The 23,795-nt window shown below is 48.7% G+C and carries 22 protein-coding genes, 1 riboswitch and 1 other annotated feature; of the genes, 11 read left to right on the top strand and 11 right to left on the bottom strand.

Features of this window, described 5'->3' with window-relative positions:
• The first annotated feature begins 56 nt into the window (after positions 1–56).
• Together KNO61_RS14345 and KNO61_RS14350 are read left to right on the top strand one after the other, a co-directional pair.
• A complete protein-coding gene (locus tag KNO61_RS14345; RefSeq protein ID WP_015880505.1) occupies positions 57–551 on the top strand; it encodes a restriction endonuclease in 495 nt (164 codons plus the stop codon).
• Between the two features lie 217 nt (positions 552–768).
• On the top strand, positions 769–1,251 hold the full coding sequence (locus tag KNO61_RS14350; RefSeq protein ID WP_015880506.1) for an LURP-one-related family protein: 483 nt from the start codon (positions 769–771) through the stop codon (positions 1,249–1,251).
• 56 nt (positions 1,252–1,307) lie between these two features.
• Here the strand turns inward: KNO61_RS14350 and KNO61_RS14355 are convergent, their stop codons facing one another.
• On the bottom strand, positions 1,308–1,931 hold the full coding sequence (locus KNO61_RS14355; protein WP_015880507.1) for a DUF1836 domain-containing protein: 624 nt from the start codon (positions 1,929–1,931) through the stop codon (positions 1,308–1,310).
• 151 nt (positions 1,932–2,082) lie between these two features.
• Between KNO61_RS14355 and KNO61_RS14360 the strand changes: the two genes are divergently transcribed.
• Both KNO61_RS14360 and murB read left to right on the top strand, forming a co-directional pair.
• Entirely contained in the window at positions 2,083–2,733 is a 651-nt protein-coding gene (locus tag KNO61_RS14360) for a diacylglycerol/polyprenol kinase family protein (RefSeq protein ID WP_214873673.1), read from the top strand.
• Positions 2,734–2,888: 155 nt separating this feature from the next.
• A complete protein-coding gene (gene murB / locus KNO61_RS14365; protein WP_214873674.1) occupies positions 2,889–3,809 on the top strand; it encodes a UDP-N-acetylmuramate dehydrogenase in 921 nt (306 codons plus the stop codon).
• Between the two features lie 95 nt (positions 3,810–3,904).
• Here murB and ald read toward each other — a convergent pair whose 3' ends face one another.
• From ald to trhO, 4 genes are all read right to left on the bottom strand, one after another.
• Positions 3,905–5,035, bottom strand: a complete 1,131-nt coding sequence (gene ald / locus KNO61_RS14370; RefSeq protein WP_214812645.1) for an alanine dehydrogenase — start codon at positions 5,033–5,035, stop codon at positions 3,905–3,907.
• A gap of 132 nt (positions 5,036–5,167) precedes the next feature.
• A complete protein-coding gene (locus KNO61_RS14375) occupies positions 5,168–6,391 on the bottom strand; it encodes a PucR family transcriptional regulator (protein WP_214685137.1) in 1,224 nt (407 codons plus the stop codon).
• Between the two features lie 91 nt (positions 6,392–6,482).
• Positions 6,483–6,908 (bottom strand): divergent PAP2 family protein, encoded by a 426-nt coding sequence (locus tag KNO61_RS14380; protein ID WP_143180200.1) that lies wholly within the window; start codon positions 6,906–6,908, stop codon positions 6,483–6,485.
• Between the two features lie 118 nt (positions 6,909–7,026).
• On the bottom strand, positions 7,027–7,968 hold the full coding sequence (trhO, locus tag KNO61_RS14385; protein ID WP_015880513.1) for an oxygen-dependent tRNA uridine(34) hydroxylase TrhO: 942 nt from the start codon (positions 7,966–7,968) through the stop codon (positions 7,027–7,029).
• A 225-nt stretch (positions 7,969–8,193) separates the two neighbouring features.
• Here trhO and KNO61_RS14390 point away from each other — a divergent pair, with 225 nt between their 5' ends.
• Positions 8,194–8,838 (top strand): TVP38/TMEM64 family protein, encoded by a 645-nt coding sequence (locus KNO61_RS14390; protein WP_214685143.1) that lies wholly within the window; start codon positions 8,194–8,196, stop codon positions 8,836–8,838.
• A 17-nt stretch (positions 8,839–8,855) separates the two neighbouring features.
• Here the strand turns inward: KNO61_RS14390 and KNO61_RS14395 are convergent, their stop codons facing one another.
• Together KNO61_RS14395 and KNO61_RS14400 are read right to left on the bottom strand one after the other, a co-directional pair.
• The gene (locus KNO61_RS14395; RefSeq protein WP_214873676.1) at positions 8,856–10,214 is read right to left on the bottom strand and encodes a Na+/H+ antiporter NhaC family protein; all 1,359 of its coding nucleotides are present in this window, start codon (positions 10,212–10,214) and stop codon (positions 8,856–8,858) included.
• A riboswitch (SAM riboswitch) is annotated at positions 10,208–10,303 on the bottom strand. Its footprint overlaps the gene before it by 7 nt.
• Before the next feature lie 98 nt (positions 10,304–10,401).
• Entirely contained in the window at positions 10,402–12,081 is a 1,680-nt protein-coding gene (locus KNO61_RS14400) for a GGDEF domain-containing protein (protein ID WP_214873679.1), read from the bottom strand.
• Positions 12,082–12,235: 154 nt separating this feature from the next.
• Positions 12,236–12,447: a binding site (T-box leader), on the top strand.
• 57 nt (positions 12,448–12,504) lie between these two features.
• On the opposite strand from KNO61_RS14400, the gene argS reads away from it, so the two are divergent.
• Positions 12,505–14,187, top strand: a complete 1,683-nt coding sequence (argS, locus tag KNO61_RS14405) for an arginine--tRNA ligase (protein WP_214873681.1) — start codon at positions 12,505–12,507, stop codon at positions 14,185–14,187.
• Between the two features lie 472 nt (positions 14,188–14,659).
• Here the strand turns inward: argS and KNO61_RS14410 are convergent, their stop codons facing one another.
• Together KNO61_RS14410 and KNO61_RS14415 are read right to left on the bottom strand one after the other, a co-directional pair.
• Complete coding sequence (locus KNO61_RS14410) at positions 14,660–15,238, bottom strand: metallophosphoesterase family protein (RefSeq protein ID WP_015880518.1); 579 nt, start codon at positions 15,236–15,238, stop codon at positions 14,660–14,662.
• Positions 15,235–15,726 carry a YajQ family cyclic di-GMP-binding protein gene (locus KNO61_RS14415; protein ID WP_015880519.1) on the bottom strand — a complete coding sequence of 164 codons (492 nt, stop codon included), beginning with the start codon at positions 15,724–15,726 and terminating at the stop codon, positions 15,235–15,237. The genes KNO61_RS14410 and KNO61_RS14415 overlap by 4 nt, the downstream gene beginning before the upstream one ends.
• A 68-nt stretch (positions 15,727–15,794) precedes the next feature.
• On the opposite strand from KNO61_RS14415, the gene pulA reads away from it, so the two are divergent.
• The gene (gene pulA / locus KNO61_RS14420) at positions 15,795–17,792 is read left to right on the top strand and encodes a type I pullulanase (RefSeq protein WP_214688878.1); all 1,998 of its coding nucleotides are present in this window, start codon (positions 15,795–15,797) and stop codon (positions 17,790–17,792) included.
• A 14-nt stretch (positions 17,793–17,806) separates the two neighbouring features.
• Here pulA and KNO61_RS14425 read toward each other — a convergent pair whose 3' ends face one another.
• Positions 17,807–17,971, bottom strand: a complete 165-nt coding sequence (locus tag KNO61_RS14425) for a YycC family protein (protein WP_214873683.1) — start codon at positions 17,969–17,971, stop codon at positions 17,807–17,809.
• 130 nt (positions 17,972–18,101) lie between these two features.
• Here KNO61_RS14425 and KNO61_RS14430 point away from each other — a divergent pair, with 130 nt between their 5' ends.
• The 4 genes from KNO61_RS14430 to KNO61_RS14445 all read left to right on the top strand — a co-directional run bounded on the left by KNO61_RS14430 (position 18,102) and on the right by KNO61_RS14445 (position 22,810).
• Positions 18,102–18,902 (top strand): hypothetical protein, encoded by an 801-nt coding sequence (locus tag KNO61_RS14430; RefSeq protein WP_214873685.1) that lies wholly within the window; start codon positions 18,102–18,104, stop codon positions 18,900–18,902.
• Positions 18,903–18,993: 91 nt separating this feature from the next.
• The gene (locus KNO61_RS14435; RefSeq protein WP_214873687.1) at positions 18,994–21,117 is read left to right on the top strand and encodes an MMPL family transporter; all 2,124 of its coding nucleotides are present in this window, start codon (positions 18,994–18,996) and stop codon (positions 21,115–21,117) included.
• Between the two features lie 248 nt (positions 21,118–21,365).
• The gene (locus KNO61_RS14440; RefSeq protein ID WP_214873689.1) at positions 21,366–22,007 is read left to right on the top strand and encodes a YitT family protein; all 642 of its coding nucleotides are present in this window, start codon (positions 21,366–21,368) and stop codon (positions 22,005–22,007) included.
• Positions 22,008–22,087: 80 nt separating this feature from the next.
• The gene (locus KNO61_RS14445) at positions 22,088–22,810 is read left to right on the top strand and encodes a YwiC-like family protein (RefSeq protein ID WP_078146145.1); all 723 of its coding nucleotides are present in this window, start codon (positions 22,088–22,090) and stop codon (positions 22,808–22,810) included.
• Between the two features lie 21 nt (positions 22,811–22,831).
• On the opposite strand, the gene KNO61_RS14450 is transcribed toward KNO61_RS14445, so the two are convergent.
• The gene (locus KNO61_RS14450; RefSeq protein WP_240499775.1) at positions 22,832–23,776 is read right to left on the bottom strand and encodes a DUF4003 family protein; all 945 of its coding nucleotides are present in this window, start codon (positions 23,774–23,776) and stop codon (positions 22,832–22,834) included.
• Positions 23,777–23,795 lie beyond the last annotated feature (19 nt).

The raw sequence follows: 23,795 nt of genomic DNA on the forward strand, positions 1-23,795 counted from the left end.
TTTCCTGCCCTCAAAACGGTAAAGTGAGGGAGAGGAATTGGAAAGGAAAGATGAGCATGATTGGATTACTCATTGGGATCATCGGTGCCATATGTTTATGGTGGTTCGAGGCACCGCTTTGGAGCAGCGTACTGCTTCTCTTGCTTGGAATTGCATGGTTTATATGGAAAGTAAGGCTGTCGACCATCGACCGCATTGATCGGATGGATGGTCGGGAGTTTGAATTATTTTTAGAGGAAGTGTTCACCGCGCTTGGTTACACGGTCACGGTGACTCCAGCATCACGTGACTTTGGTGCTGACTTGTTATTGGAGACACCGGATGGATGGTCGATTGCCGTTCAAGCAAAGCGTTATGAAAAGACGGTCGGACTCGAAGCGGTTCAACAAATTGCAGCGGCCGTTCCCTATTATCAAGCACACGAAGGCTGGGTCGTGACGAACTCGAATTTCACGGACAGCGCATACGAATTGGCGGCGCCAAATCAAGTTCGTCTGATTGCAAGAATGGAGCTTGAAGAACTTTTAAAAGAAGCGGGATATAAGCGATGAGAATAGGCTTGTTCACAAGTTCGACAGAATCCAAATGATGTCGAAAAAAAAGGGTTGTCTTTTTCTTTAAACGATGCAATAATCATCTTCGTCATATGAAATATGTAGTAGTTGAAACGAGATAAAAACTACACAGAGAAACGATTGGGGTTTTCAGTAATACCCGACCGTACACATACAAACAATCACGGTTGGAACGTGCTAGGAGGAAAAAGCGGTGCGCAAATTAATTTATGTAAAAGGTTGCGTCTTTACACAAGGTGAGGCGACCATTTATGACGAGACAAATGATGCGATCGGATCTGTTCACCGCGACGCGGAAGGCAGTGTCCAAGTGCACAATTTGTCTGGACGACAGATCGCTCATGGGAAATACATCCCAAACTGCCAAAAATGGGTCGTGATGAACCATGATGGACAGGCGATTGGTCAATTGAAAGACAAGTTCTCGTTATTCGGGAAAAAGTGTGAGTACAACGTCTATGAACGCGGACTCTTCACGATTCAATATGATGTGGAACGTCACAAGTTTAGCGTTCGCGACAAAGCAGGTAAACTTGTCGCGGAACTACGGAAACAAGAAGACGATACGTTCTGCTTAACGAAAGAAGCCGATCAGTTATCGATGTTCGAACTCCTTTCCGTCTTAAAGACGTTAACGGTCAAATCACGGATGCCGCTCGCAGCATCTGTCTCATAACGATGACGAGCACCGGTCAAGAGACCGGTGTTTTTTGATACGAAAAAACCGTTTCATTAAATGAAACGGTTCAAATAGTGCTTGGCCTCGAGTTCAAGTGTCGTCACCCGATGTGCGTATAGACAAAGCTTCAAGACGTGAATGATATTTGGATGTTCATAGTTCATCTTTTCGAGCGAACGCTTCGCCCGTGTATCGAGAAGGTCGATCGGGCTTGTTGACTTCGCATACTCCGCGTAAAGTCGATAAAAATCAATCGGTTTGATGAAGTCGTCTTCGTCCCGGTCAGGGTTGTTGAAGATGAGCGCCAACAAGGAACTCGTCTCTTCGAGGGAAAAAAGGTGTTTCAAGTCATCAAGGAGATAAATGATTGCCGCTTGATGCAAGGAATACTTTTTACCGATTCGTGGGACACCGATGATTTTACGGACTTCACGCTTCGTCCAGTTTTGAATCGTCGTCGCGGAGAGATGCTCGCCGGTCAATGCGTTAGCGAGGGCGACGATTTGATTAATCGATAAGCCGTTCTTTTCAATATGAAACAAGTGGATTTTTCGAAGCTCTTTTGGGAAATGTTCACGCACGTCTTCAGGGAAGAGGGCGATGGCTCGCTCGATTTCTCCGACCTGCATAAAATGAAGGCAATCTGCCAAAGTTTGAATTGAAGTTGCGTCGCGCATACGGCCACCCTTTCTATCGCCAACAGCGTACGTTGGCTATACAGTCATTTGACCTCATTCTACCAAATGTTTGAAAAGTAAGCTAGGATGGGCACTGATTAAGGTATAATGACGGTATCATACACACTCTATATATGAAGGTGGTCAAGCAATGAATGAATGGATTAGTTCGATTCTTTCCATTGTAGTCGTCCTCGTGTTTCTCGTGGGTCTCGAGCAAGTCGGGAAACGTCTTGGATGGACGGATGAAACGATTCGAAAAAGTGTACATATCGCAGTCGGACATTGGTCGTTACTAGCAGTTTGGTTAATGGATTCATGGTACGCCGCGGCAGTCCCGCTCATCTTCTTCACATTTGCGAATGCGGTCCTTTTGTATAAAAGCCCGTCACCGGTGCATCAAACGGAGCGGAAATCATTCGGGACCGTATACTATCCGATTGCATTGCTCATTATTTTATACTTCTTCTTCGAGTCTGAGCCGATCGCGTTTTTAGCCGGGTCACTCGTCCTCGCCTGGGGGGACGGGATGGCAGCACTCATCGGGCGTAAATATGGGACGGTCGTCTATGATTTATATGGCCAAAAGCGTTCTTTCCAAGGAAGCATCGCCATGTTTCTAAGCTCGTATGCTGTCTTATTTTTATTGTTTTTGTGGAATGATGTCGTCCTTTGGCAAGTGGTAACATATGGGTTTATCATTTCCATCATCGCTACGCTAACTGAAGCGATTTCATATCGAGATTGGGATAACTTTACAATTCCTATCATCGTTGCCATTGCGACATCGCTATTGCTATAAACTAATCATGAATTTGTAAGAAAAACGTTGCTTGTCACGTCCAATAATCATTTGTATACTGTGATTCGTACTGAAACCATTCAGTGACGTGCTCGGAACGAGTGAGATGGGACCGAGACACTGATTAAATAGAACATAAAGGATTGAGTGAATGCATGAGCTTTTTACAGCAACTCCAGATGATCATTCCGGCCGAGCGCGTCCTTCAAGACGAGCCGTTGTCGGCACACACGTATACAAAACTAGGCGGTAAGGCAGATTACTTCGTGGCTCCACACACGTACGAAGAAGTACAGGCCGTCTTACAACTGGCCCATCAAGAAGCGATGCCGTTTATGATTCTTGGCTTCGGTTCAAACTTGATCGTCCGCGATGGTGGCATCCGTGGAATCGTTTTGAACTTGAATGAACTCGACTCGATTCGTCGAGAAGGGAATCAAATGATTGCGCAGGCAGGAGCGGCGATTATCGACGTCTCACGTCAAGCATTAGCAGAGGGGTTATCCGGCCTCGAGTTCGCATGTGGGATCCCTGGGACGGTCGGTGGGGCCGTCTACATGAACGCAGGTGCATACGGCGGAGAGACGAAGGATGTCATCACATCTGCGACGGTGTTGACGCAGGATGGTCAAGTACTTCATTTATCTAAAGATGAACTCGATCTTGACTACCGAACGAGCCGTGTCTCGAAAGAGGGCTTGATCGTACTCGAGGCGACGTTCGAACTAGAACCGAAAAACTATGAATTGATCAAAGAAGTCATGGACGACTTGACGTATAAACGGGAATCGAAACAGCCGCTTGAATATCCTTCATGTGGAAGTGTGTTCAAACGTCCGCCTGGCTATTTTGCCGGCAAGTTGATTCAAGACTCAGGTCTGCAAGGGAAACGCATCGGAGGAGCGGAAGTCTCGCTCAAACATGCGGGCTTCATCGTCAATATTGATGAGGCGACGGCGACTGAGTACATTTCACTCATCCGTCACGTCCAGGCGACCGTTAAAAAGAAATTCGAAGTGGAATTAGAGCCGGAAGTGAAAATCATCGGGGAAGATATCGCCGTTGAGAACGCATAACGCATAATAATGAAGGAATCGGACGATGGCGTTCGATTCCTTCTTTTTGGTATAGAGAAAAGACGATGAGAACGGGCATCTCATCGTCTTAAGGGTTAAGCTTGTGTTTGTTTCGAGACTGCCTCATGGGCAGGAACGAACGGATATTCCAAATCCCGCGCGACTGCTTCATACGTGACCGTTCCGTTGATGACGTTTAGGCCTTTGAGAAGCGCCTCGTTTTCAAGAAGTGCTGAGAATACGCCTTTTTGTGCACACTCGATGATATATGGCATCGTCGCGTTTGTCAGACCCATCGTCGATGTGCGTGGCACGGCACCTGGCATGTTAGCGACAGCGTAGTGTTGCACGCCATAGCGCTCATACGTTGGCGCATCATGCGTCGTGATATGGTCGATCGTCTCACAAATTCCACCTTGGTCGATGGCGACGTCGACGATGACCGAACCAGGCGACATGCGCTGTACCATTTCTTCCGTGACGAGTTTCGGTGCTTTTGCTCCTGGGATGAGCACGGCACCAATCACAAGGTCACTCTCAGCCACTTGTTTCGCAATGTTGTATTTATTTGAGATCAACGTATTGATTGTGTTTCCGAACAAGTCGTCGATTTGACGAAGACGAGCCGGGCTAATGTCCATCAACGTCACGCTCGCCCCAAGACCAATTGCGATTCGAGCTGCATTCGTTCCGACGACACCGCCTCCGATGACCGTGACGTTCGCACGAGGCACACCTGGGAGACCAGACATTAAGATTCCCTTTCCACCATGTGGTTTTTCGAGGATTTGGGCTCCGATTTGCGCAGCCATACGTCCCGCCACTTCACTCATCGGTGTGAGGAGTGGTAACGTGCGGTCCACTTCTACCGTCTCGTAGGCGATCGCTGTAATCCTTGAATCGACGAGCGCTTTCGTTAATTCCGGCTCCGCCGCAAGGTGTAGATAAGTGAAGAGCGTCAAGTCAGGACGGAAGTATTGATACTCAGACGGTTGTGGTTCTTTTACTTTGAGAGCGAGTTCAACGCCTTCCCAAACTTCTTTCGCCGTTTCAAGAATCGTCGCACCAGCATCAATATATTCCATATTCGTGAAGCCGCTACCGAGTCCGGCATTCGTTTCGACGAATACATCATGACCAAGCTCCGTTAACATAAATGCACCCATCGGTGTTAAGGCCACCCGATTTTCATTGTTTTTAATCTCTTTCAATACCCCGATTTTCATGGAACATTCCCCTTTCATTCCGTTGACACAAATTGTTCACACCCCTAGTATAGACCCATTCGAAAACGCTGTCTTTATCATGGATTCTAAAAACGAAGACGCTCACTTTGTGAAAAATCACAAAGCAAACGTCTAGTCTTCTAATCGATATTGACCAGCCTTAATGGCTAAATAAATCATGGACCGTTCGGGTAAGGAAACTTGCGTGATATTCGTCAACTCTTCGATGCGGCGAATCCGATACAGAACGGTATTCGGATGGATATGAAGATGGGCGGCGACTCGTTTGACGTTCCCATCAAAATAAAAATACCACTCGAGTGTCTTCACGAGTTCGGTCTGATGGGATGAGTCATAATGTTGCAACCGTTCGACGGTCGGATGGGTTTCAAGTCGGAGCCCGATACGCCGAGCGAGTTCCGGGACGAGTTGATAAATGCCGATCTGCTCAAATGCACGGGAAGTCGAGAGTTCGAGCGGGAACTTGCGACGCAGCGTGGTCACCCGTCGCGCTTCTTCCGCTGCGGCATATAACATGTCACTTTCGAAAAAACGTCGACTGATGCCAAGGTGTGGTTCGGATTCGCTGAACTTGTCTTGAAGCAATTGTTCGAATCGTTCCGCCCAGGCAATGAGTGCGGTCTCTTCATCGGAGAGTTCAGACTTCATATAGTGCCAGACGAGTAGCTGCTGACCGTCGATGGCATGTAAAACGACTTCAATGGCCTCTTGCGTCGCGAGCACATAGTGAAGGCGTTCCGCAAGTTGAGGGGTGATCGGTTGAGCGCATTCGATGACCGTCAACCGACTGGCGACAGCAATCGGGGCAAGCTCGTTCAATCGTTCGCGATTGGCATCCGTGAGAGTTGGGGAAGCGAGTACATCTAATAAGAAGCGCTCGAGCTCGGCGCTGATTCGCCGCTCATGCATCGCAATGGTCATCAGTAATTTTTTGGCGATGGTTGCCCCTTCTTGCAGGATAGCTAGTTCTTGAGTGCTGAACGGATTCGTCCGAGCCAAGCTCCAAATATAGCCGAGTACTTCATCATGTTGTTTGATGACGATGGCTGCGCGTTCTCCGAGACCGACGGCGAGACGGGCCGGGATGACGACGGGTTCATCTTGGTCGATGACTTCTTGTAAAATGCCACTCTCCCATAGATCTTCGATGACGGCTTCTGGGACACGACGCCCGATGATGGTCGCAATCCTGGCCGGGTCGGTCGAATCGGGGTGGGTGCTATAGGCGAGCAATTGGTGGTGGCGGTTCTCGATCGTGATTGGTGCTCGAATCGCTTGTCCGATGGCTTCGGCGAGTGTATCGAGTGACTCGTAAGATTTCTGCAAAAAAGGCATGTCGATTCCTCCTCTCTCTTGAGTATAACTTCTTCTTTGTGAAACTTCACAAAAAGAATCAAGAGTGTGAGAAATGACATACCTTGTTCAATTACATTGGGAAAAACAATCCGACGACGAGACCGAGTAGCGCTCCGACGATAACCTGGAACGGCGTATGGCCGACAAGCTCATTCAAGAGCGGGGTCTCATGTTTGATTCCTTTGAAATAATCGTTCAAGAGCCGTGCTTGGAAACCGACCGCCTGCCGAACTCCGGTCGCATCATACATGACGATGGTGGCAAAGACGACAGCGAGAGCGAATAGACTTGAGTCAATGCCTTCCATTCGCCCGATTGCCGTAGCGAGTGCGACGACGGTGGACGAGTGCGAACTTGGCATGCCGCCTGAAGCGAACATGATTTCAATTTCAAAATCTCTTGTTTTAATGAGTTCAGTTACGAGCTTGGCCGCTTGGGCGATAAACCAAGCGAGAATCGCGGCGAGTAAAGGTTCGTTAAACATACGTGCATTCACTTCCTGTCTGACATAGTATCTTCAATATACCCGAAAGAGGAGCAAGCTAGACGTTAAGATTTCGTCAAAAAAAGATGTCTTGGACACGTTCTCCAAGACATCTTCTGGTCGATTTTTGTTACCCGACTACTCCTTCAGTTTCCTGAAGTTTCTCTGCAATGTTATCGATGATATAACGGTTGCGTGGGTGTTCTTGACACTCCTTCGAGCATGAACGCATTTGTTTTGGTTCACACTCTTCACAACAGAAATGCTGTACATTGCACTCCGGGTTAGCACAATTAACGTAACGAACCGTCTCGGTCCCACAGTGCATACAGTGTGAGACGACAGATGGGTTCACGGAGTTAACCGGGACGTTGATGCGCTCGTCAAAGACGTAGAGCTCGCCTTCCCAGTCCTCTCCTTTTGTTGCTTCATCCTTACCATACATCGCGACGCCACCTTTAAGGTGGAAGATGTTGTCGTGACCTTGGTCACGCATATATGCTGTAAATTTCTCGCAACGGACGCCACCGGTACAGTACGTGAGAAGTGTTTTCCCTTCGTAGAGGTCCTTGTTCTCTTCGAGCCATTCCGGCATGTAACGTGAAGCCTCTACATCGATTTTGATCGCATTTTTAAAGTGACCAAGTTCGTACTCGTAGTTGTTACGAACGTCGAGGATGACGACATCATCACGATTCATCATCTCTTTCCATTCTGCTGGTTCAAGGTATGCACCGTGTTGTTTCGGTACATCAAACTCGCCATCAAAGCGCCACGTCACGAGCTCTTTCTTGTGACGGACAAAAATTTTCTTGAAGGCATGCTCTTCGACTTCATCGATTTTGAACTCGATATCGCTGAAGAGAGGGTTTGCTTTCAAGTCATTCATGTACTGCTCGGTTTGCTCCCAAGTACCAGAGCACGTCCCGTTGATTCCTTCGGAGGAAATCAAGATGCGTCCTTTGATGCCGAGGTCCTTACAATACTTCAAATGTTCTTGCGTGAGTGTTTCTGGGTCTTCGATGTTGACGTACTTATAGTACAACAAGACCCGCATTGGTTTTGTTTCCATGTTGTGTTGCTCCCCTGTGTTCAGTTTTTTGCAGGAAAACGAACGTTGGGTTGTGTCGTTCGACGAATAGACTTGCCTGCAACCACAAGTCCATTATTATATGATAAATATCACGACGAATTTTCGCAAATGGTTTTTAATTTTTTTTGACGAATGCAGGGAGATGCGTCTTGAAAATTGAATTCGGGTAATAGAGTAGTAACGAAAGTTGAAGGTGGAACGACTATGCTAAATTCTCTCCAACAGTACATTATCCAATTGATCGAATGGCTTCAAAGTTTGCCTGGTGGTCCATGGGCCGGTCTAGGTGCACCGTTTTTAGAAGCGATTTTTCCATTTTTACCACTCGTTTTAATCATCTCTGCGAATGCGGCGACATACGGCTTTCTGTTAGGGGTCCTCTTATCCTGGATTGGGAACCTTCTTGGAACGATCGTCGTCTTTGCAGCCGTCCGTTATGTGTTCCGCAAACCGATGACACGCTGGCTCGAGAAACATAAGGCGGCGGTCTATTGGTTAGAACGCATCAATCATATGAGTCCGATCTCACTCGGATTCTTATATTCTCTTCCATTCATCCCGGTCAGTTTGATCACGTATTTATTGGCGCTCATTCAGATGCCGCTCCGTACGTTCATCATGGCGGCAGGATTCGGGAAACTGCTCGTCGTCGTGATTTTTTCTGTCATTGGGGACCAGTGGGAAGAATTTATCCAAAGCCCGTTTCGCTTATCCATGCTCGGTCTGCTCCTCATCGTATTATGGGCCATCAGTCGAGGACTTGAAGAAGTGCTCAAACGACGGGCGTTCAAGAAACGAAACGAGCAGTTGAAACAAGAAATGATAACCAAACGACAAACACCCCTTTGAACAAGGGGTGTTTTCACTTATGACTGTTTTTTAAAACGTGGGAAATTGAATGCGATGGCGATTCCTCCACAAATAAAGAGGAGGAACGGATAGAACATGAACGGGACGAGGTCCGGCGATGCGGTCTTCGTCAACTCTGCGGCGATGAGAAGTTGTGCTCCATATGGGAGAATTCCTTGTACACCACATGAGAAGATATCGAGTACGCTCGCTGATTTCTTCCGTTCGATGTCATACTCGTCCGCGATGTTCGCTGCAAGTGGACCGGCTACGAGAATGGAAATCGTATTGTTCGCCGTCGCTACGTTTGTCGCACTGACAAGTCCAGCGATGCTCCATTCGGCACCGGCACGTTTTTGAATACGAGATGTCAACGCGTCACGTAAATACGTGAGTCCGCCGTTGTGTGAGATGAGACCGACGAGTCCACCCATGAGTAATGTCAGGAATGAAATTTCGGCCATGCCAATCATCCCGTCCGCAATAGCTGTCACAAACGCCGTGACGGATAGGCTTCCATCTAGGAGACCGATGATGCCGGTGAGCGTGATGCCACCTAACAGAACCAAAATGACGTTCAGTCCTGTCAATGCGAGTCCGATGACGGCAAGATACGGAATCAGTTTGTACCATTCGAATGCGGCGACATCGACCGTGGACTCCCCATTTGACAAGACGGCGAGTAAAACCGTCGTGATGATGGCGGCCGGTAACACGATCCAGAAATTCGTGCGGAATTTATCACGCATGTTCGTTCGTTGCGTCCGGACGGCAGCGATCGTCGTGTCCGAGATGAACGAGAGATTGTCCCCGAACATCGCCCCTCCAACAACGGCTGCGGCAGCGATGGCGACATTGACGCCACTCTCTTCATGGATACCGAGGGCGATCGGTGCAAGTGCCGCAATTGTACCCGTCGACGTTCCCATCGCCATTGAAATGAAAGCGGCGATGACGAAGAGTCCACTCAAGAGAAGCGAGGGCGGTAATAAAGTCAAGGCAGCGTTGACCGTCGCGTCGATGGCACCGATGGCTTCCGCTACCGTTGAAAATGCGCCAGCCAGTAAGAAAATGAAAATCATGATGATGATGCCCGGATTGCCGGCTCCTTGCGCGATGCGCTCGACGGTTTGGGTGGCACTTCCTTTTGTCATGAATGCCGCAACCATCAAGGCGATGATGGCTGCGACGAGTACCGGAAACTTATAAAAGTCTCCGTAATAGACACCCGCCCCGATGAAGAAGAGTAAGAAGACGAGTAACGGCAAGAGTGCCCATTTGTTTGCTGTTGGTTGTTCCAAAATAATCACCTCACTAAAAAATAAAAAGGACCCTTTCTTAAGAAAAAGGTCCTTCGTGCGAAATACCCTTTTCATCTTTCGAGCAATACGCCCGCTGGATTTGGCACAGGTTCCCCGCTGCCGAGACTTCACAGGGCCAGTCCCTCCGTCTCTCTCGATAAAAAGTGAATCTATCCAATTAGTAAACACGTTCCCTAACGTACCTGTTTCAAATCTGCTTGTCAACTTAAAAACTCCCCAATTCGATGAGAGAACGGGGAGTTTACGTCGTTAAATTGTTGAAGTGCGCTACGCGGTTACGTCCCGCATATTTCCCACCGACATATAGCGCACGATCCGCGTTTCGAATCGTATCGTCTAAGCGCTTATTTCCAAACGCATCGATTGTATCGACCCCGATGGACGCGGTCACAGAAATCTCATGATGATCGACAAGGAACGGTTTCGCTTCGATTTGCTGGCGAATTCTTTCTGCAATGTCAACGGCTTGAGACATGTCACAATGATTGAGAAGCAAGATAAATTCTTCCCCACCATAACGGGCGGCAAAGTCATCAGCGCGAAGGGCTTGCCGGATACGTCGACCAAATTCCTGCAACACTTGGTCACCGACTTGATGGCCATACGTATCATTGATTTTTTTAAAGAAATCGATGTCGAGCATGGCGACCGAGATCGGATACATCGAGATGTCGGATATTTGTTGAATCCCGTATTCGTAGAAGGCGCGGGCATTGGCGAGGAGAGTCAAACTATCCGTCCGGCTCTCGGTATACAGACGATCTCGTTCATGACAACGGCTGATGGTCCGGTTGAACGACTTGAGCAACTTGAGGATTTCTTGTTGGATAATCTTCGGATACCCATATACAGGTTCTCCTGTCATCACGATCCATGTGCGAATTCCCTCAATCTCTTCCGAACGAATTGAGACGAAGCTATGGTAGTCGTCATGGAAAGCGTCAGACAATGAAGCATCCCACTCAAATCGCATCTCGTAGTCAAGGACAGGCTCGACAGGTTGACTGATATCCAGTAGCGCAAATACGACGGGGCGATCAATCGGTTGACGTGTCTTCAAGTCGAAGTAGAGTGTGCGATCAAACAGTTTGAACTCGATATATCCTTCATCGTAATGGTTCAATTGTTCACACTGACTTAAAAAGACTTCAATGGCTTGTGCTTCGCTCTGTGATAAAGAGACGGCTTCTTTCGCTTCGTCGTACTGTTCAATCAGAGATTTATACGCATCCTGTCGTCCCTTTTGAATGAGAAGTCGTTTGATGAAGAAGGTCAACGCTGCCGCGATGCTACTGACGACAAGTAAATTCGTCTCTCGGAAGAACGCTGCCGCTAAGATGAAGATCAAACTGACGACATATGTGTAGAAAGCGATTTTCATGAAGTCGCTCAATGCGATATCGACGCGGAACCACCATCTCACCTGATATTTTTGAAATACGGTATTTAACAAGATAGCAAAGAATAACCCGGCAAGCGGTACAAACGATTCTTGCGAATAAAAATCAAGGCCGGTTACCCCACCGAGGGCGAGATAGACGGTAGCGGGAATGACAATTTCTAAGTATGCCGTAATCGCGTTCCATGGATAGGTGAAGCGGAATCGGCGTATGGCGACTTTTGGTCTCAGATTGGCGAACTGAAAGACGAATAATCCAATCTGGTTGACGATGAGTGCGGTTTCAAATCCAAAGAATAGAAATAGAATTAATACAATACTCTCAGAGAATGTGAAGTACACACCTTTGACTTCGATTGAATCGAGTTGAAAGATGATGACAAGTAATGAGATTAAAATAAAGGACAACGGATCGATGGTCGGGGCGTGCAGCACATCCAATGCAAATAATCCGATGGTGAAGCAGAACAAAACACTCCATATACTCCAACCGAGCACGGACATCTTGCGAAAGTGGTTCATGTGTTCCCTCCTAGCATGGGACATTTCAAGATATAATAGTAAAGATTCGTCATGATTTCTTGCGAGTCCTGCCTTTCTTTTATCATGCTTGAATTCTAGCATTGAGTATACAGGGAATATCCTCTATAATGAAGTTGCTTTTCAACCGCATAGACGAAAGTCGATGAAAAAGAGAGTAACGATGGTTTAGTCAACAAAGCGACCTGGGGATTGGTGAGAGCCTGGGCTGACAAACGTCGCGAAACGCACTTTTGAGATGCTATCCGAAACGAGAGTAGGCATAGCCGGAGGGAACCGTTATCACCATAAAGCGGTCTGCATCATGCAGGCAAGAAGAGTGGTACCGCGGGAATTCCCGTCTCTTTGCATCTATGCAAAGGGCGTTTTTTTTATGAGTTGTTATTGAAGAAGGAGGACATACAGATGAGTTATGAACGCAAGTATGCAGAAGCACTATCCCGTGTCATCGGTGAAGAACTCACGATTGACCAAATTGAAGCATTGATTGAGAAGCCAAAACACGAGGCGCACGGTGACCTCGCGTTCCCGTGTTTCCAATTGGCGAAAGCTTACCGGAAAGCACCTGTCATGATTGCGACAGATATCGCAAATGAATTGAACGATGAATTGTTCACGAAAGTGGAGGCGGCGGGACCTTACGTCAACGTCTTCTTGAGCCGTGATGTCGTATCAAAAGAAATCATCAACACGGTGCTTGAGGAAAAATCAGAGTATGCAACACACGAGGCACGCAATGAAACGATTGTGACGGACTTCTCGTCACCAAACATTGCGAAGCCGTTCTCGATGGGTCACTTGCGTTCGACGGTGATTGGGAATGCAATCAACCAAATCGCACGTAAAAACGGATATGACGTCGTCGGCGTCAACCACCTTGGAGACTGGGGCACTCAGTTTGGGAAATTGATGGTCGCCTACAAGAAGTGGGGCGATGAGGAAGCGGTACGCGCCAACCCGATCGCAGAACTCTTAAAATTATACGTCCATTTCCACGAAGAGGCGAAGACACAACCAGAACTCGAAGACGAAGGTCGTGCTTGGTTCAAAAAGCTTGAAGATGGTGATGCGGAAGCGACAGAGCTTTGGCAGTGGTTCCGTGACGAGTCACTTAAAGAGTTCCAAAAAGTATATGACCTCCTCGGTGTGAAATTCGAAAGCTTCAACGGGGAAGCGTTCTATAACGATAAAATGGCACGCGTCGTCGAGATGCTCGAAGCGAAAAATCTCTTAGTCGAAAGTGAGGGCGCGATGGTCGTCTCGCTCGAGGAAGAGAACTTGCCACCCTGCTTGATCAAGAAGAAAGATGGCGCGACATTGTACGCGACACGCGACTTGGCAGCAGCGATCTATCGTTACGAGACGTACAACTTCGTACAAGCGAACTATGTCGTCGGTGGCGAACAGGCGCTTCACTTCAAACAGCTCTTCTCTGTCTTGCGTAAGCTTGGATATAACTTTGTCGATGGCATGCATCACGTACCGTTCGGCTTGATCTTGCAAGAAGGGAAGAAGATGTCGACACGTAAAGGACGCATCGTCCTTCTTGAGGAAGTCTTGAAAGAGGCGATCGAGAAAGCGCAGGCGAATATCGAGCAGAAGAATCCGGATCTTGCGAACGCACAAGACGTTGCCCGCATGGTCGGTGTCGGCGCGGTCGTCTTCCACGACTTGAAGAACGAACGCATCAACAACATCGAGTTCGATCTCGACAGCATGCTCAAGTTCGAAGGGGAGACAGGACCTTACGTCCAATACACGAACGCTCGTGCGAACTCACTCCTTCGCAAAGGAAACTACGATGGTTCACCGTTCACTGGTGCAGATGATGACTACTCATGGGGTGTCGTCACGATGCTCAACGCGTTCCCGCACGTCATCACGCGTGCACATGAACGCCGCGAACCATCCATCATCAGCCGCTACGTACTTGACCTCGCGCAAGCGTTCAACAAGTATTACGGTCATGTTCGTGTCTTAGAAGAAGATGCAGGCAAACAATCGCGTCTCGCACTCGTGAAGGCAGTGACGCTCGTATTGACGGAAGGACTCCGCTTACTCGGTGTCGAAGCTCCGGAAGAAATGTAAGACAGACGAAAGGACCTCAAAGAAAATTGAGGCCCAGCTTGTTGACTAACATAAATTATATCGCTCGCCTTTCCGGCGCCCACGCTTTCCTGTCGGAGTCGGGACGCCGTCGGGCGAGCAACGCAAACGGTCGTCATCTGACGGCCGTTTGTCTTTTTCTAAGGCCTCGATGGCCGAAAAAATCATCAAAAGAAGGAATCCGACATGTAACGCTTCAATCCTGAAAACGACATGAAGCGAACCAGACGGAATCGAGAAGGTTCAACGCGCCAATCTGGCTTCAGTCACTGTACAAAGCATAAAAAGTTGCCTAACCTGTTGATTGGAAAGGACCGTCTCATAATACGTCTTCAATTTCTTGGGGCAGAACGCCCCAAGAAATCGAAACCCACAAAAAAAGATGGACCAGATTGCAAGATGCAATCTGGTTCATCAACAGCCTGGACCTCAAAAATTGAGGTCCTTTTTGTATTCACGCTTTCATCCGCGTCACCGTCCGGGCTTCCGTATCATAGAGACACCATTCCCGATCGAATATGACAGCACCGACGTTGATGACATATCGTTTTTTCTTCAAATGGAACGGTGTCCCGATTTCCCACGGCAAGGATTTTCCTTTTCGGTAAATCCCGGGGATGTGACTATGTCCGATGAAGACGAGTGGATATTTCCCTTTCTCGACAACCGGTTCCCAGTCTTCGTTCCATTTGACTTGATGCCCATGTAAAAAGCGGGCTTCCTCGAGAGTCGTCTGTTCCGGCAATAAGGAAATCCGTGTTTTCACGGGATGGTCGATGACGAGCACCTCGTCGATTCGCTCTTCCTGATTACCACGTAGACTCGGAAATGTGAGTAGCGCTTCGTAATTCGGATCATACGTCACGACGTCTTCCACATGATGAAAGCGTTCGTGACGTCGTTTTTTCCCGATGTGGCATTCATATAGATCCCCGAGACAGAGAATGTGCTCGGTTTCTCGCCGGACATCATCGAGAACGGCCTTCAAATCATCAAACGAACCGTGTGGGTCACTGATGATGGCGAGTTTCATCGGAAGTTCGTAAATTGGGCATCGACGGACAACTCGAGTTCACGTACGAGTTGCATGACGGCTTGAAGATCGTCACGCGACTTACCTGTCACGCGAATTTGGTCGTCCTGGATTTGCGATTTGACTTTTAGTTTTGATTCCTTGATGGCGTTGTTGATTTTCTTCGCGTCGTCTTTGTCGATGCCGCTTTTCAATTTCACACGTTGGCGAACCGTGCCGCCGAGTGCGTTCTCTACTTTTTGATAGTCGAGGTTTTTCGTCGGGACACCGCGTTTGATCAATTTCGTGATCAAGACGTCTTTTAATTGCTCGAGTTTGTAGTCGTCATCCGAGATGAGGACGAGGTCGCCATTGTCGAGCGACATCTCACTCTTTGAGCCTTTGAAGTCGTAACGGTTCAAAATTTCCTTTTCTGCGATTTGGATTGCGTTCTTCACTTCTTCAAGATTCATTTCTGACACGATATCGAAAGAATTGTCTTTTGCCATGTTTCATCCATCCTTTGTGTGGTTTTGTTATAATGATAGCAGATTTGAAGCAGTGAAGGAGTGAAGAGATGGAACGTACAATGGATCAACACACACATGCAGACTTAGATCACGTTGCCTATCACGGGAAAGACCTAGGGGTGACGTTCAAAGGGGAACAGATTCGACTACGAGTTTGGTCTCCGGTAGCGGAACAGATGTCGGTCAAGTTATATCGAACAGCCCGTGCCCGTAAGTTTGAACGACTCGAGCTCGAGCCGGCTGAGAAGGGGACGTGGGTGATCGAACTCGACCGTGCCTTATTCGAAGGTCAATTTTATGTATTTGAAGCGCTGATTGATGGGAAGAAAGTGGAGTCGCTCGATCCGTATGCGAAAGTCGTCGGAGTGAATGGGAAGCGTGGATGTCTACTTGACCCGGCATCCTTGAACCCGGACCATTGGATCAAAGAACGTCCGCTATTCAATTCTTCACAAGAGGCGGTCATCTATGAGGCGCACGTCCGCGATTTGACGAGTCACCCAGAGAGTGGGGCGACGCACCGTGGGAAGTTCTTAGGGATGACCGAGACGGGTACGACGACCACGAGCGGTTACCCGACAGGACTCGATTACATCACCTCGCTCGGAATCACACATCTTCAATTGATGCCGTTCTTTGACTACGGCTCGGTGAATGAGTCACGTGAAGGGGAAGACAACTATAACTGGGGCTACGATCCGGTTCATTACTTTGCGGTTGAAGGTTCTTACGCCTCGTCGGCAGATGATCCGGCGTCGCGAATTGTCGAATTGAAGGCAATGATTCAAGCGCTCCACGATCGGGGCATCCGGGTCATCATGGACGTCGTCTTCAATCATACGTACGATGCGTTGACGACACCGCTCGGTCAATTCGTCCCGGATTATTACTATCGCTTAAATGAAGACGGGACACTCGCGGATGGTTCGGCATGTGGGAATGACACGGCCTCTGAGCGTACGATGATGCGTAAGCTCATGGTCGAGTGTGTCACGTACTGGGCGAAAGAATTCATGATTGACGGGTTCCGTTTTGATTTGATGGGACTCCATGACGTCAAAACGATGAATCAGATTCGGAAAGCGCTCGATCGAGTCGACCCATCGATTCTTGTCATCGGGGAAGGCTGGGACTTGGATACGCCGCTCCCGGTTCGTGAAAAAGCGAATCAACATAATGCGCATAAGATGCCACGCATCGCCCAATTCAATGATGGGATTCGAGACGGTGTCCGCGGAGACGTCTTTATCGAAGACTTACCGGGCTGGGTGAGCGGCAACACGGACATGACAGCAGACGTGAAACGTGGGATTGCTGGTGGCATCACGAGCCAAAGTTTCGCTGATGAGCCGAACCAGGTCGTCAACTATGTGGAATGTCATGATAATTTGACGCTTTGGGACAAGTTGTCCGTGACGAATCCGGAAGATGATGAGACGACACGTCGCCGTCGCCACCGTTTGGCGACATCGATTGTGCTCCTGAGTCAAGGGATTCCATTCCTTCACAGTGGACAGGAGTTCTTCCGGACAAAAGACGGGGATGAGAACAGCTTCAATTCAGGCGAAGTCGTCAACCGTGTGGACTGGAACCGGGCGGAGCAAGAAGCGCCAAGTGTGGAATATGTGAAAGGTCTCTTGCGTCTGCGTAAGCAGTATCCGCTCTTCCGACTCGAAAACACGGAACAGATTCGCAAACACTTGCGTTTCTTTGATGAAGCAGAGGGTGTGATTGCCTTTGAATTGAGCCGTCATGTGGAAGGATATGTAGAACGACATATCGTCTACCACAACGCACTCGAGGAGGCGGTTGAGGTCAAACTTCCATCTGGCAAGTTCGAGGTAAACGTGGAGGACCATACCGTTAATCTGACGGCACCACGTCAAGTCGAGGACCGTCATATGACGGTCGCTCCACTCTCTACACTAGTCGTAACCGAACGTCGCCCAGATTACAGCAAGTACGCTGTGGCCGGTGGTGCAGCACTCGCCGTAATCGGTGGTCTCTGGTATGTATCGAGAAAGCGCAAACGCAAAGAGCAGTAACCAAAAAGGAGACGTTAATCCGTCTCCTTTGGTGTCTCTTCCTCTGTTTGAGATGCCTCGAGTTGCATCATTTTTTGAACGAGGATGTGTTTTGGCATATGCATCAGTTCCTCGAGGGGGACGTTTAATTTTTTTGCGAGTTCAACTGCGGTCTCTGGTGATAGTTGTAATGGACGCATGGAAGGTCTCCTTTCTAAACGATATGTCTTTACCCTCAGTATACAGGAAAATCGAAAATGTGTTGAATGAACACATTCAAAATCGAATTTCGCTTCGGTGGTTGCTAAGCTGAAATTAGGAAGTGATCAAATGTACGAACAAACAGCAGACTTTCAATTTCATCAAACGATCGAATGGTTAGAACGTGTAGGTGAAGGTTGGATGTTGTACTTGGCGCAAACCGGATTTATGTTCTTTGACGAGTCGTCTCAAATTCGCTGGGAGATCGACTGGAAATGGACACCGTGCGCCCTATATGTGGAGCCGAATGCAAGACGTGCCGTGGCATGGTTCCAGGAAAAAGGACTTTACGGAGTCATTGATTTACAACGAGGACAGATGGAGACGCATGCGATCCCTCAACGATTCAACGGAGACTGGTTTAGCAATTTGCACTATTGGCAAGGCGATGACATCTTCTTATATTCAGCCGAATCGGATGTCGTAGCCTTGAACCTCCATGATCATACGTTTCGATATAGCCGCTATGAAGAAGTCCCTGTCTTTGGGAACATCATCGAGCTAGCGTATCAAGGGACGTATGATTTTGAACGATTCACACCTGAAACGTGTGTGACATTGTTCGATGAACGAACTCATCATTTTTTAGTTGAAAATGTGAAGACGAAAGAAACCTGGCGCATTCCATACGAAGGAAACCGCGACACGGTCATTCTCGATCAAGTGGGAGAAACGACGGCGATCACATCGACAGAGTCGTTCCAACTGTTTCATCGAGAGGAAGAATTATTTTGCTCAAGCGTGTGTGCAGACAACCAATTATTGAAGGTAATGCTGTTAGATGAACGAGGGGATCGACTCGTCGTCTTGTCCGCACCACCTCGATTTTGTCATAGCTGGCTTCAAGTCTTTGAACGACAAGAGTCCTGAACCGAACCTAGGTTCAGGAATTTTTTGTGAAGTGATGATGAATGAATCGAGAAACGGGAAGTAGATGGATAGACAGGGAGGAGTGACATCAATGGAATGGTTAGGTAGGCAGTTGGTTCGTTTTCGGTATGGTGTATTACTCATATGGGCGATTTTACTCGCGGGTTCAGTTTATTTCGGGCTACAGCTCCCGGGTGAGTTGAGAGGAAACGGATTTGCCATTCAAGACGGACGTTTCCAACAGGTAGAAGATACGTTAAATGAACGATTTGATCGAGCAGGTGCTTCAATGATCGTCTTATTTGAAGGAGGAAATCTGGAGGCGGTCATGGACGAACAACAAGACCGCTTTGATGCGACTCCTTCAATTGACGGCGTGATTACCCCGGCGGAGAATCCGGACGCGCGTTCAGGGGATGTGTCCTATTTCGTGCTGGAATTCGAAGATTATGATGCGGCGGAATCCTCAATCGATGCCGTCCGAGACGCGCTCATCGTTGATACGGATACCGAAGTCCGCTTGACGGGAGAACCGGTCTTTGCGGATGACTTAAACGAAGCTTCGAAAAATGACTTGATTCGAGCGGAGTTGATTGGGATTCCGGTCGCGCTTCTCGTGTTGTTGCTTGTTTTCGGCACACCGCTCGCCGCGCTCATGCCGTTACTTGTCGGGTTGATTACCTTTATTGTCGCAGCGGGATCTCTATTCTTTTTTGCACAAAACATGGAATTATCTATCTTTGTTCTCAATGCCGTCGCCATGATTGCGATTGCGCTTGGGATTGATTTTTCACTGTTACTCGTCAACCGTTACCGTGAAGAGTTGATGCGCGGGCAATCGAGAGAAGAGGCGATTGTCCGGACGGTAGCGACGGCGGGACGCTCGATTCTCTTTTCAGGTCTATGTGTCTTTGTCGGGTTGGCCGGTCTACTCTTTATTCAGGTGGATGTCTTCCAAGCGGTCGCGCTCGGTGCGCTCATTGCCGTCGCGGGGGCCGTGCTATCTGCACTGACTCTGTTGCCATCATCACTTTACTTAGTCGGTGACGCCTTAAATAAAGGACGAATCATCAAGACAGATGAGACGAAATCTGAAAAGCGCTGGCAAAAGCTTGCTCGCTTCGTGATGAGACGTCCGGTGACGATGACGCTCATTGCTTTGTTGATTCTACTCCCGAGTCTTTGGTTCGTGCGCGACCTAGAGTTGAACATTCCGGACGCCGATGCGCTCCCGACTTCCTATGAATCACGAGCGGCGCTCGAACGGTGGGACGATGTGTTTGGGGATAACTCGACCGATGCGGTCCTTTTATTCGAAGCGAACGATTTGACCGATCCGATGATTTTAGAGGAATTGACGAGTCTCACAGATGAGTTAAACGAGGTCGATATTGTCGATAACGTCTCGACTTTCTTAACGACATCCGGATTGACCCCTGAGACGTTTACGCAACTCGTCGAAGCGGCGCCCGAACAACTCGCCCCGCTTGAGCGACTTGTGACCCTTGATGGGAATACAGATTTGGCGCTCGTGAATGTCAGCTTCGACGTACCTCCGAGCGATAAAGAAGCGCAAGCATTCGTACGCGATTGGCGAGACAAAGGGTTTGAAGTCGGCGGACCGGCAGCCTTCAATGAAGAGATTTATGATGAGATTTATGACAGCATTCCCTATGCGGTCATCACCGTCATCTTGGCAACCTTCTTCATCCTCATGTGGGCGTTCCGATCCATCTTGATTCCAATCAAGGCGATTCTCATGAACGTGCTTGGTCTTGGGGCGACGTTCGGTTTACTCGTCATCATTTTTGAATCAGGTTATGTGTACGATGCAGAAACAATCAGTATTTTGACACCGGTGTTCATCTTCTCACTCGTCTTTGGATTGTCGATGGACTATGAGGTATTTCTTGTTTCGCGAATCGAGGAATATTACCGCGAGACAGGCGACAATGACTATGCGACGGAGATGGGGCTTGCGAAGACGAGTAAAATCATCACTTCAGCCGCCATCATTATGATCGTCGTGACGGGTGCGTTCGCCTTCACGGGTGTGAGCCCGATCAAACAGCTCGGCGTGGGGATTGCGCTCGCCATCTTCATTGATGCGACCATCATCCGGATCCTGCTCGTTCCGTCTCTCATGAAACTGTTCGGGGATTGGAACTGGTGGTGGTTCGGAAAGAAAGATTTACCGAAACGTAACATGCACTAAAGGTAAAATTCGTGAACTGAATCAAAATGTGTGGTAAACTACGTACAAGATTACGCGCAATTTGAGAAAGGAAGGTCTTTATGGATACCGAGAGGACATGGCCTCTGTTCCAACTTCCGGACTTCTAGCGTTGACTGATCGCTTACACGTGTATCAATCAACAAACGGAAGATCGGAGATGGAACAGATGGAACCGCAGCTACGACTGAGGATCCTCCTCTCCGTCAAGAACGGGGAGGACAATCGGAATGAAACGAGTTGCTACCATAGTGCTCGGAACGCTGATCATGGCGTTCGGTTATTATTATTTGAATGAACAGTTTGGTTTGGCGGAAGGCGGGTTCGTCGGTTTATCGCTACTCGGTCGTTATTTATTTGATATCGACCCGGCGATTTCGATGATCGTGCTCGACATCCCATTTTTTATCGTCGCTGTATGGTGGAAAGGATGGCGTTTTGTCGGGCAAGCGGTACTAGCCGCTTCGTCCTTGTCGCTTAGTTATGCGATGTGGGACCGTCTCGACTTGCTCACGTTTGAGATTCAAGTATGGCCAGCGACGTTGTTCGCTGCCATCGCGAGTGGGATTGTGACCGGATATGGTCTCGGTCTTGTCTTGAAGTCAGGCGGGACGACCGGAGGCGATGATTTATTCGCCTTAGGTCTATCGAAATGGACAGGCGTGTCGGTCGGTACGATTCTCATCACGTTTGATGTCATCGTCTTGGCGATCTCGCTCATCTATTTACCATTGTCGAATGCACTGTATACGCTCGTCGCGGTCTCGATCGCAGGTCGGGTCGTCACGAAGATGTTGGCGGACGACGTGGTTGAACATACCAAGCCGGCGGTCATCAAACCCAAACTTTCACCAAAAAACGATCTCGCCTGAGATCGTTTTTTGTTTTGTAAAATTTATCACAGTTTTATAGCCGTCTTTCTTCTACACTGAACGTAGAAGGAGGGAGTCACATGAAATGGATGATTCCAAAACAACACGGCGCTTGGTCGATGCTCATCTTACCGTTCTTACTCGGCGGCATTGTCGGCGGCTGGACACTCGCGCACATCCCGTTCGCCATCGCCTGGCTGTTCGTCTATATGGGCACATTTTTCTTGTTCCAATTCATCAAGCAACGGAAAAAATCGCAGCAGATGTTGCGCACGGTCATCACGTATTTGACGATTGCCACCGTCGCCGCCATCCCGGTGTTTCTGTCCGAATGGCGTCTCGTCTGGTTCGTCCTCGCGATGATTCCGTTTGGTTTGGTGAACGCCTATTTCGCCAAAATCAAGGACGAGCGCAACGTCTGGAATGACGTCAGCGCCGTCACCTCGTTTTGCATCGGTGGGATGGCGAGCTATTACCTAGGCGCGCGTACGCTCGACGCGACGATGGTGTGGGTATTCGTCTTGCCGTACCTCTATTTCCTCGGGAGTATCTTTTTCGTCAAGACGATGATTCGAGAGAAGAAGAGTGTGTCGTATCGCAATCTGTCTTGGGGATATCACGGCTTGCTCGTCGCCGTTTTCATCGTCCTTGGGTATCCGTTACTCGCGCTCGCTTACGCACCAAGCCTAATCCGAGCGGTTGTCTTCTACGGTAAAAAGATCCCTATCATGAAGATCGGGATCGTCGAAATTGCCAATTCGGTGTTCGTGCTCGGGTGTCTCAGCTGGTATTTATTTTCTTAAGAAGGGGGAACCCTTCTTTTTTTAGTCGCTTGAAGCGGTGCTCGAGATGATGGCCACGGTTGCGGCAGCCGTCGCAGCTTGTTGCATGGCGAGCAAATGCGCGAACGTGCCGTGCAACAGTAAATCGCTCGCGTCTTCCTTGATGTTGTTTGCCGCGACGAGTTGCAAGGCGACGGTCAACGCGTGTGTGTGGAACCAGCGATGTTTTTCCTTCTCCGCGTTCGTGATGTCAATCAGGTCGCGTTCGTCATTGTCGTTCGGGACCGCGACGATGGCCAACAGGGCGAGCGGTGGCAGATGTTCATTTTTGACGGCGATGGATTGTTTTTTTAGCCAGTTGTGCCAATCCAAGAAGCGGGTGACGACCTCATCTGGTGATAACTCACTAAAGGCGAATAAGTGCGAGACGAGTTGGAGTTCGTTCGAGCGGGGGAGCTGTGCTTTCAACGCTTCATAATACGTCTCAATCCGTTGACTCAACGCATCGTGGTCATCGAACGCTTGAACGAGAACGAGGGCGGACAACAGGTCTTCTTCACTCGTCAGCCAAGGATGATTTCGTTTGAACGTCTGATAGAGTGCGCTCGCCTCGTCGAGTCGGCGTTCGGGCTCATCAACGTTAATCAGTTGGCTCGCGATAAAGGGCCGTAACATACTGAAGCGGAAGTGCTTTCGGTCGAGCAACGTGTCGAGCCGGAGTACCTCGTCGATGGCCGGTTCGATGTCTTCATACTTGGCGTCGAGAAACGACAGCCAGACGAAATTATTGCTGCCGCGAAATTTTGAGAACATGCCGGTCTTTTGTTTCAGAACCGCTTGAGCGTGTTCGAACCGTTTCGAATCGAACGGGGCATCGTGCATGGCGTAGTTGATTGCCATCAAACGTCGGAAATCGTCAGTGAACCATTTTGTCGCCCCCCTGATTCCTTCGAGTGCTTCGAGGTAATGGGTGTAACGTGTCATCATCAGCAATTCCTCCTTTTTC

The sequence above is a fragment of the Exiguobacterium sp. s140 genome (assembly GCF_018617035.1).
Lineage (GTDB): Bacteria > Bacillota > Bacilli > Exiguobacteriales > Exiguobacteriaceae > Exiguobacterium > Exiguobacterium profundum.

Coding starts and splice junctions, on each gene's coding strand:
- KNO61_RS14345 (WP_015880505.1), top strand. CDS start 57: ATGATTGGATTACTCATTGGGATCATCGGTGCCATATGTTTATGGTGG.
- KNO61_RS14355 (WP_015880507.1), bottom strand. CDS start 1,931: ATGCGCGACGCAACTTCAATTCAAACTTTGGCAGATTGCCTTCATTTT.
- KNO61_RS14360 (WP_214873673.1), top strand. CDS start 2,083: ATGAATGAATGGATTAGTTCGATTCTTTCCATTGTAGTCGTCCTCGTG.
- murB (WP_214873674.1), top strand. CDS start 2,889: ATGAGCTTTTTACAGCAACTCCAGATGATCATTCCGGCCGAGCGCGTC.
- ald (WP_214812645.1), bottom strand. CDS start 5,035: ATGAAAATCGGGGTATTGAAAGAGATTAAAAACAATGAAAATCGGGTG.
- KNO61_RS14375 (WP_214685137.1), bottom strand. CDS start 6,391: ATGCCTTTTTTGCAGAAATCTTACGAGTCACTCGATACACTCGCCGAA.
- trhO (WP_015880513.1), bottom strand. CDS start 7,968: ATGGAAACAAAACCAATGCGGGTCTTGTTGTACTATAAGTACGTCAAC.
- KNO61_RS14390 (WP_214685143.1), top strand. CDS start 8,194: ATGCTAAATTCTCTCCAACAGTACATTATCCAATTGATCGAATGGCTT.
- KNO61_RS14395 (WP_214873676.1), bottom strand. CDS start 10,214: ATGAAAAGGGTATTTCGCACGAAGGACCTTTTTCTTAAGAAAGGGTCC.
- KNO61_RS14400 (WP_214873679.1), bottom strand. CDS start 12,081: ATGAACCACTTTCGCAAGATGTCCGTGCTCGGTTGGAGTATATGGAGT.
- argS (WP_214873681.1), top strand. CDS start 12,505: ATGAGTTATGAACGCAAGTATGCAGAAGCACTATCCCGTGTCATCGGT.
- KNO61_RS14410 (WP_015880518.1), bottom strand. CDS start 15,238: ATGAAACTCGCCATCATCAGTGACCCACACGGTTCGTTTGATGATTTG.
- KNO61_RS14415 (WP_015880519.1), bottom strand. CDS start 15,726: ATGGCAAAAGACAATTCTTTCGATATCGTGTCAGAAATGAATCTTGAA.
- pulA (WP_214688878.1), top strand. CDS start 15,795: ATGGAACGTACAATGGATCAACACACACATGCAGACTTAGATCACGTT.
- KNO61_RS14425 (WP_214873683.1), bottom strand. CDS start 17,971: ATGCGTCCATTACAACTATCACCAGAGACCGCAGTTGAACTCGCAAAA.
- KNO61_RS14430 (WP_214873685.1), top strand. CDS start 18,102: ATGTACGAACAAACAGCAGACTTTCAATTTCATCAAACGATCGAATGG.
- KNO61_RS14435 (WP_214873687.1), top strand. CDS start 18,994: ATGGAATGGTTAGGTAGGCAGTTGGTTCGTTTTCGGTATGGTGTATTA.
- KNO61_RS14440 (WP_214873689.1), top strand. CDS start 21,366: ATGAAACGAGTTGCTACCATAGTGCTCGGAACGCTGATCATGGCGTTC.
- KNO61_RS14445 (WP_078146145.1), top strand. CDS start 22,088: ATGAAATGGATGATTCCAAAACAACACGGCGCTTGGTCGATGCTCATC.
- KNO61_RS14450 (WP_240499775.1), bottom strand. CDS start 23,776: ATGATGACACGTTACACCCATTACCTCGAAGCACTCGAAGGAATCAGG.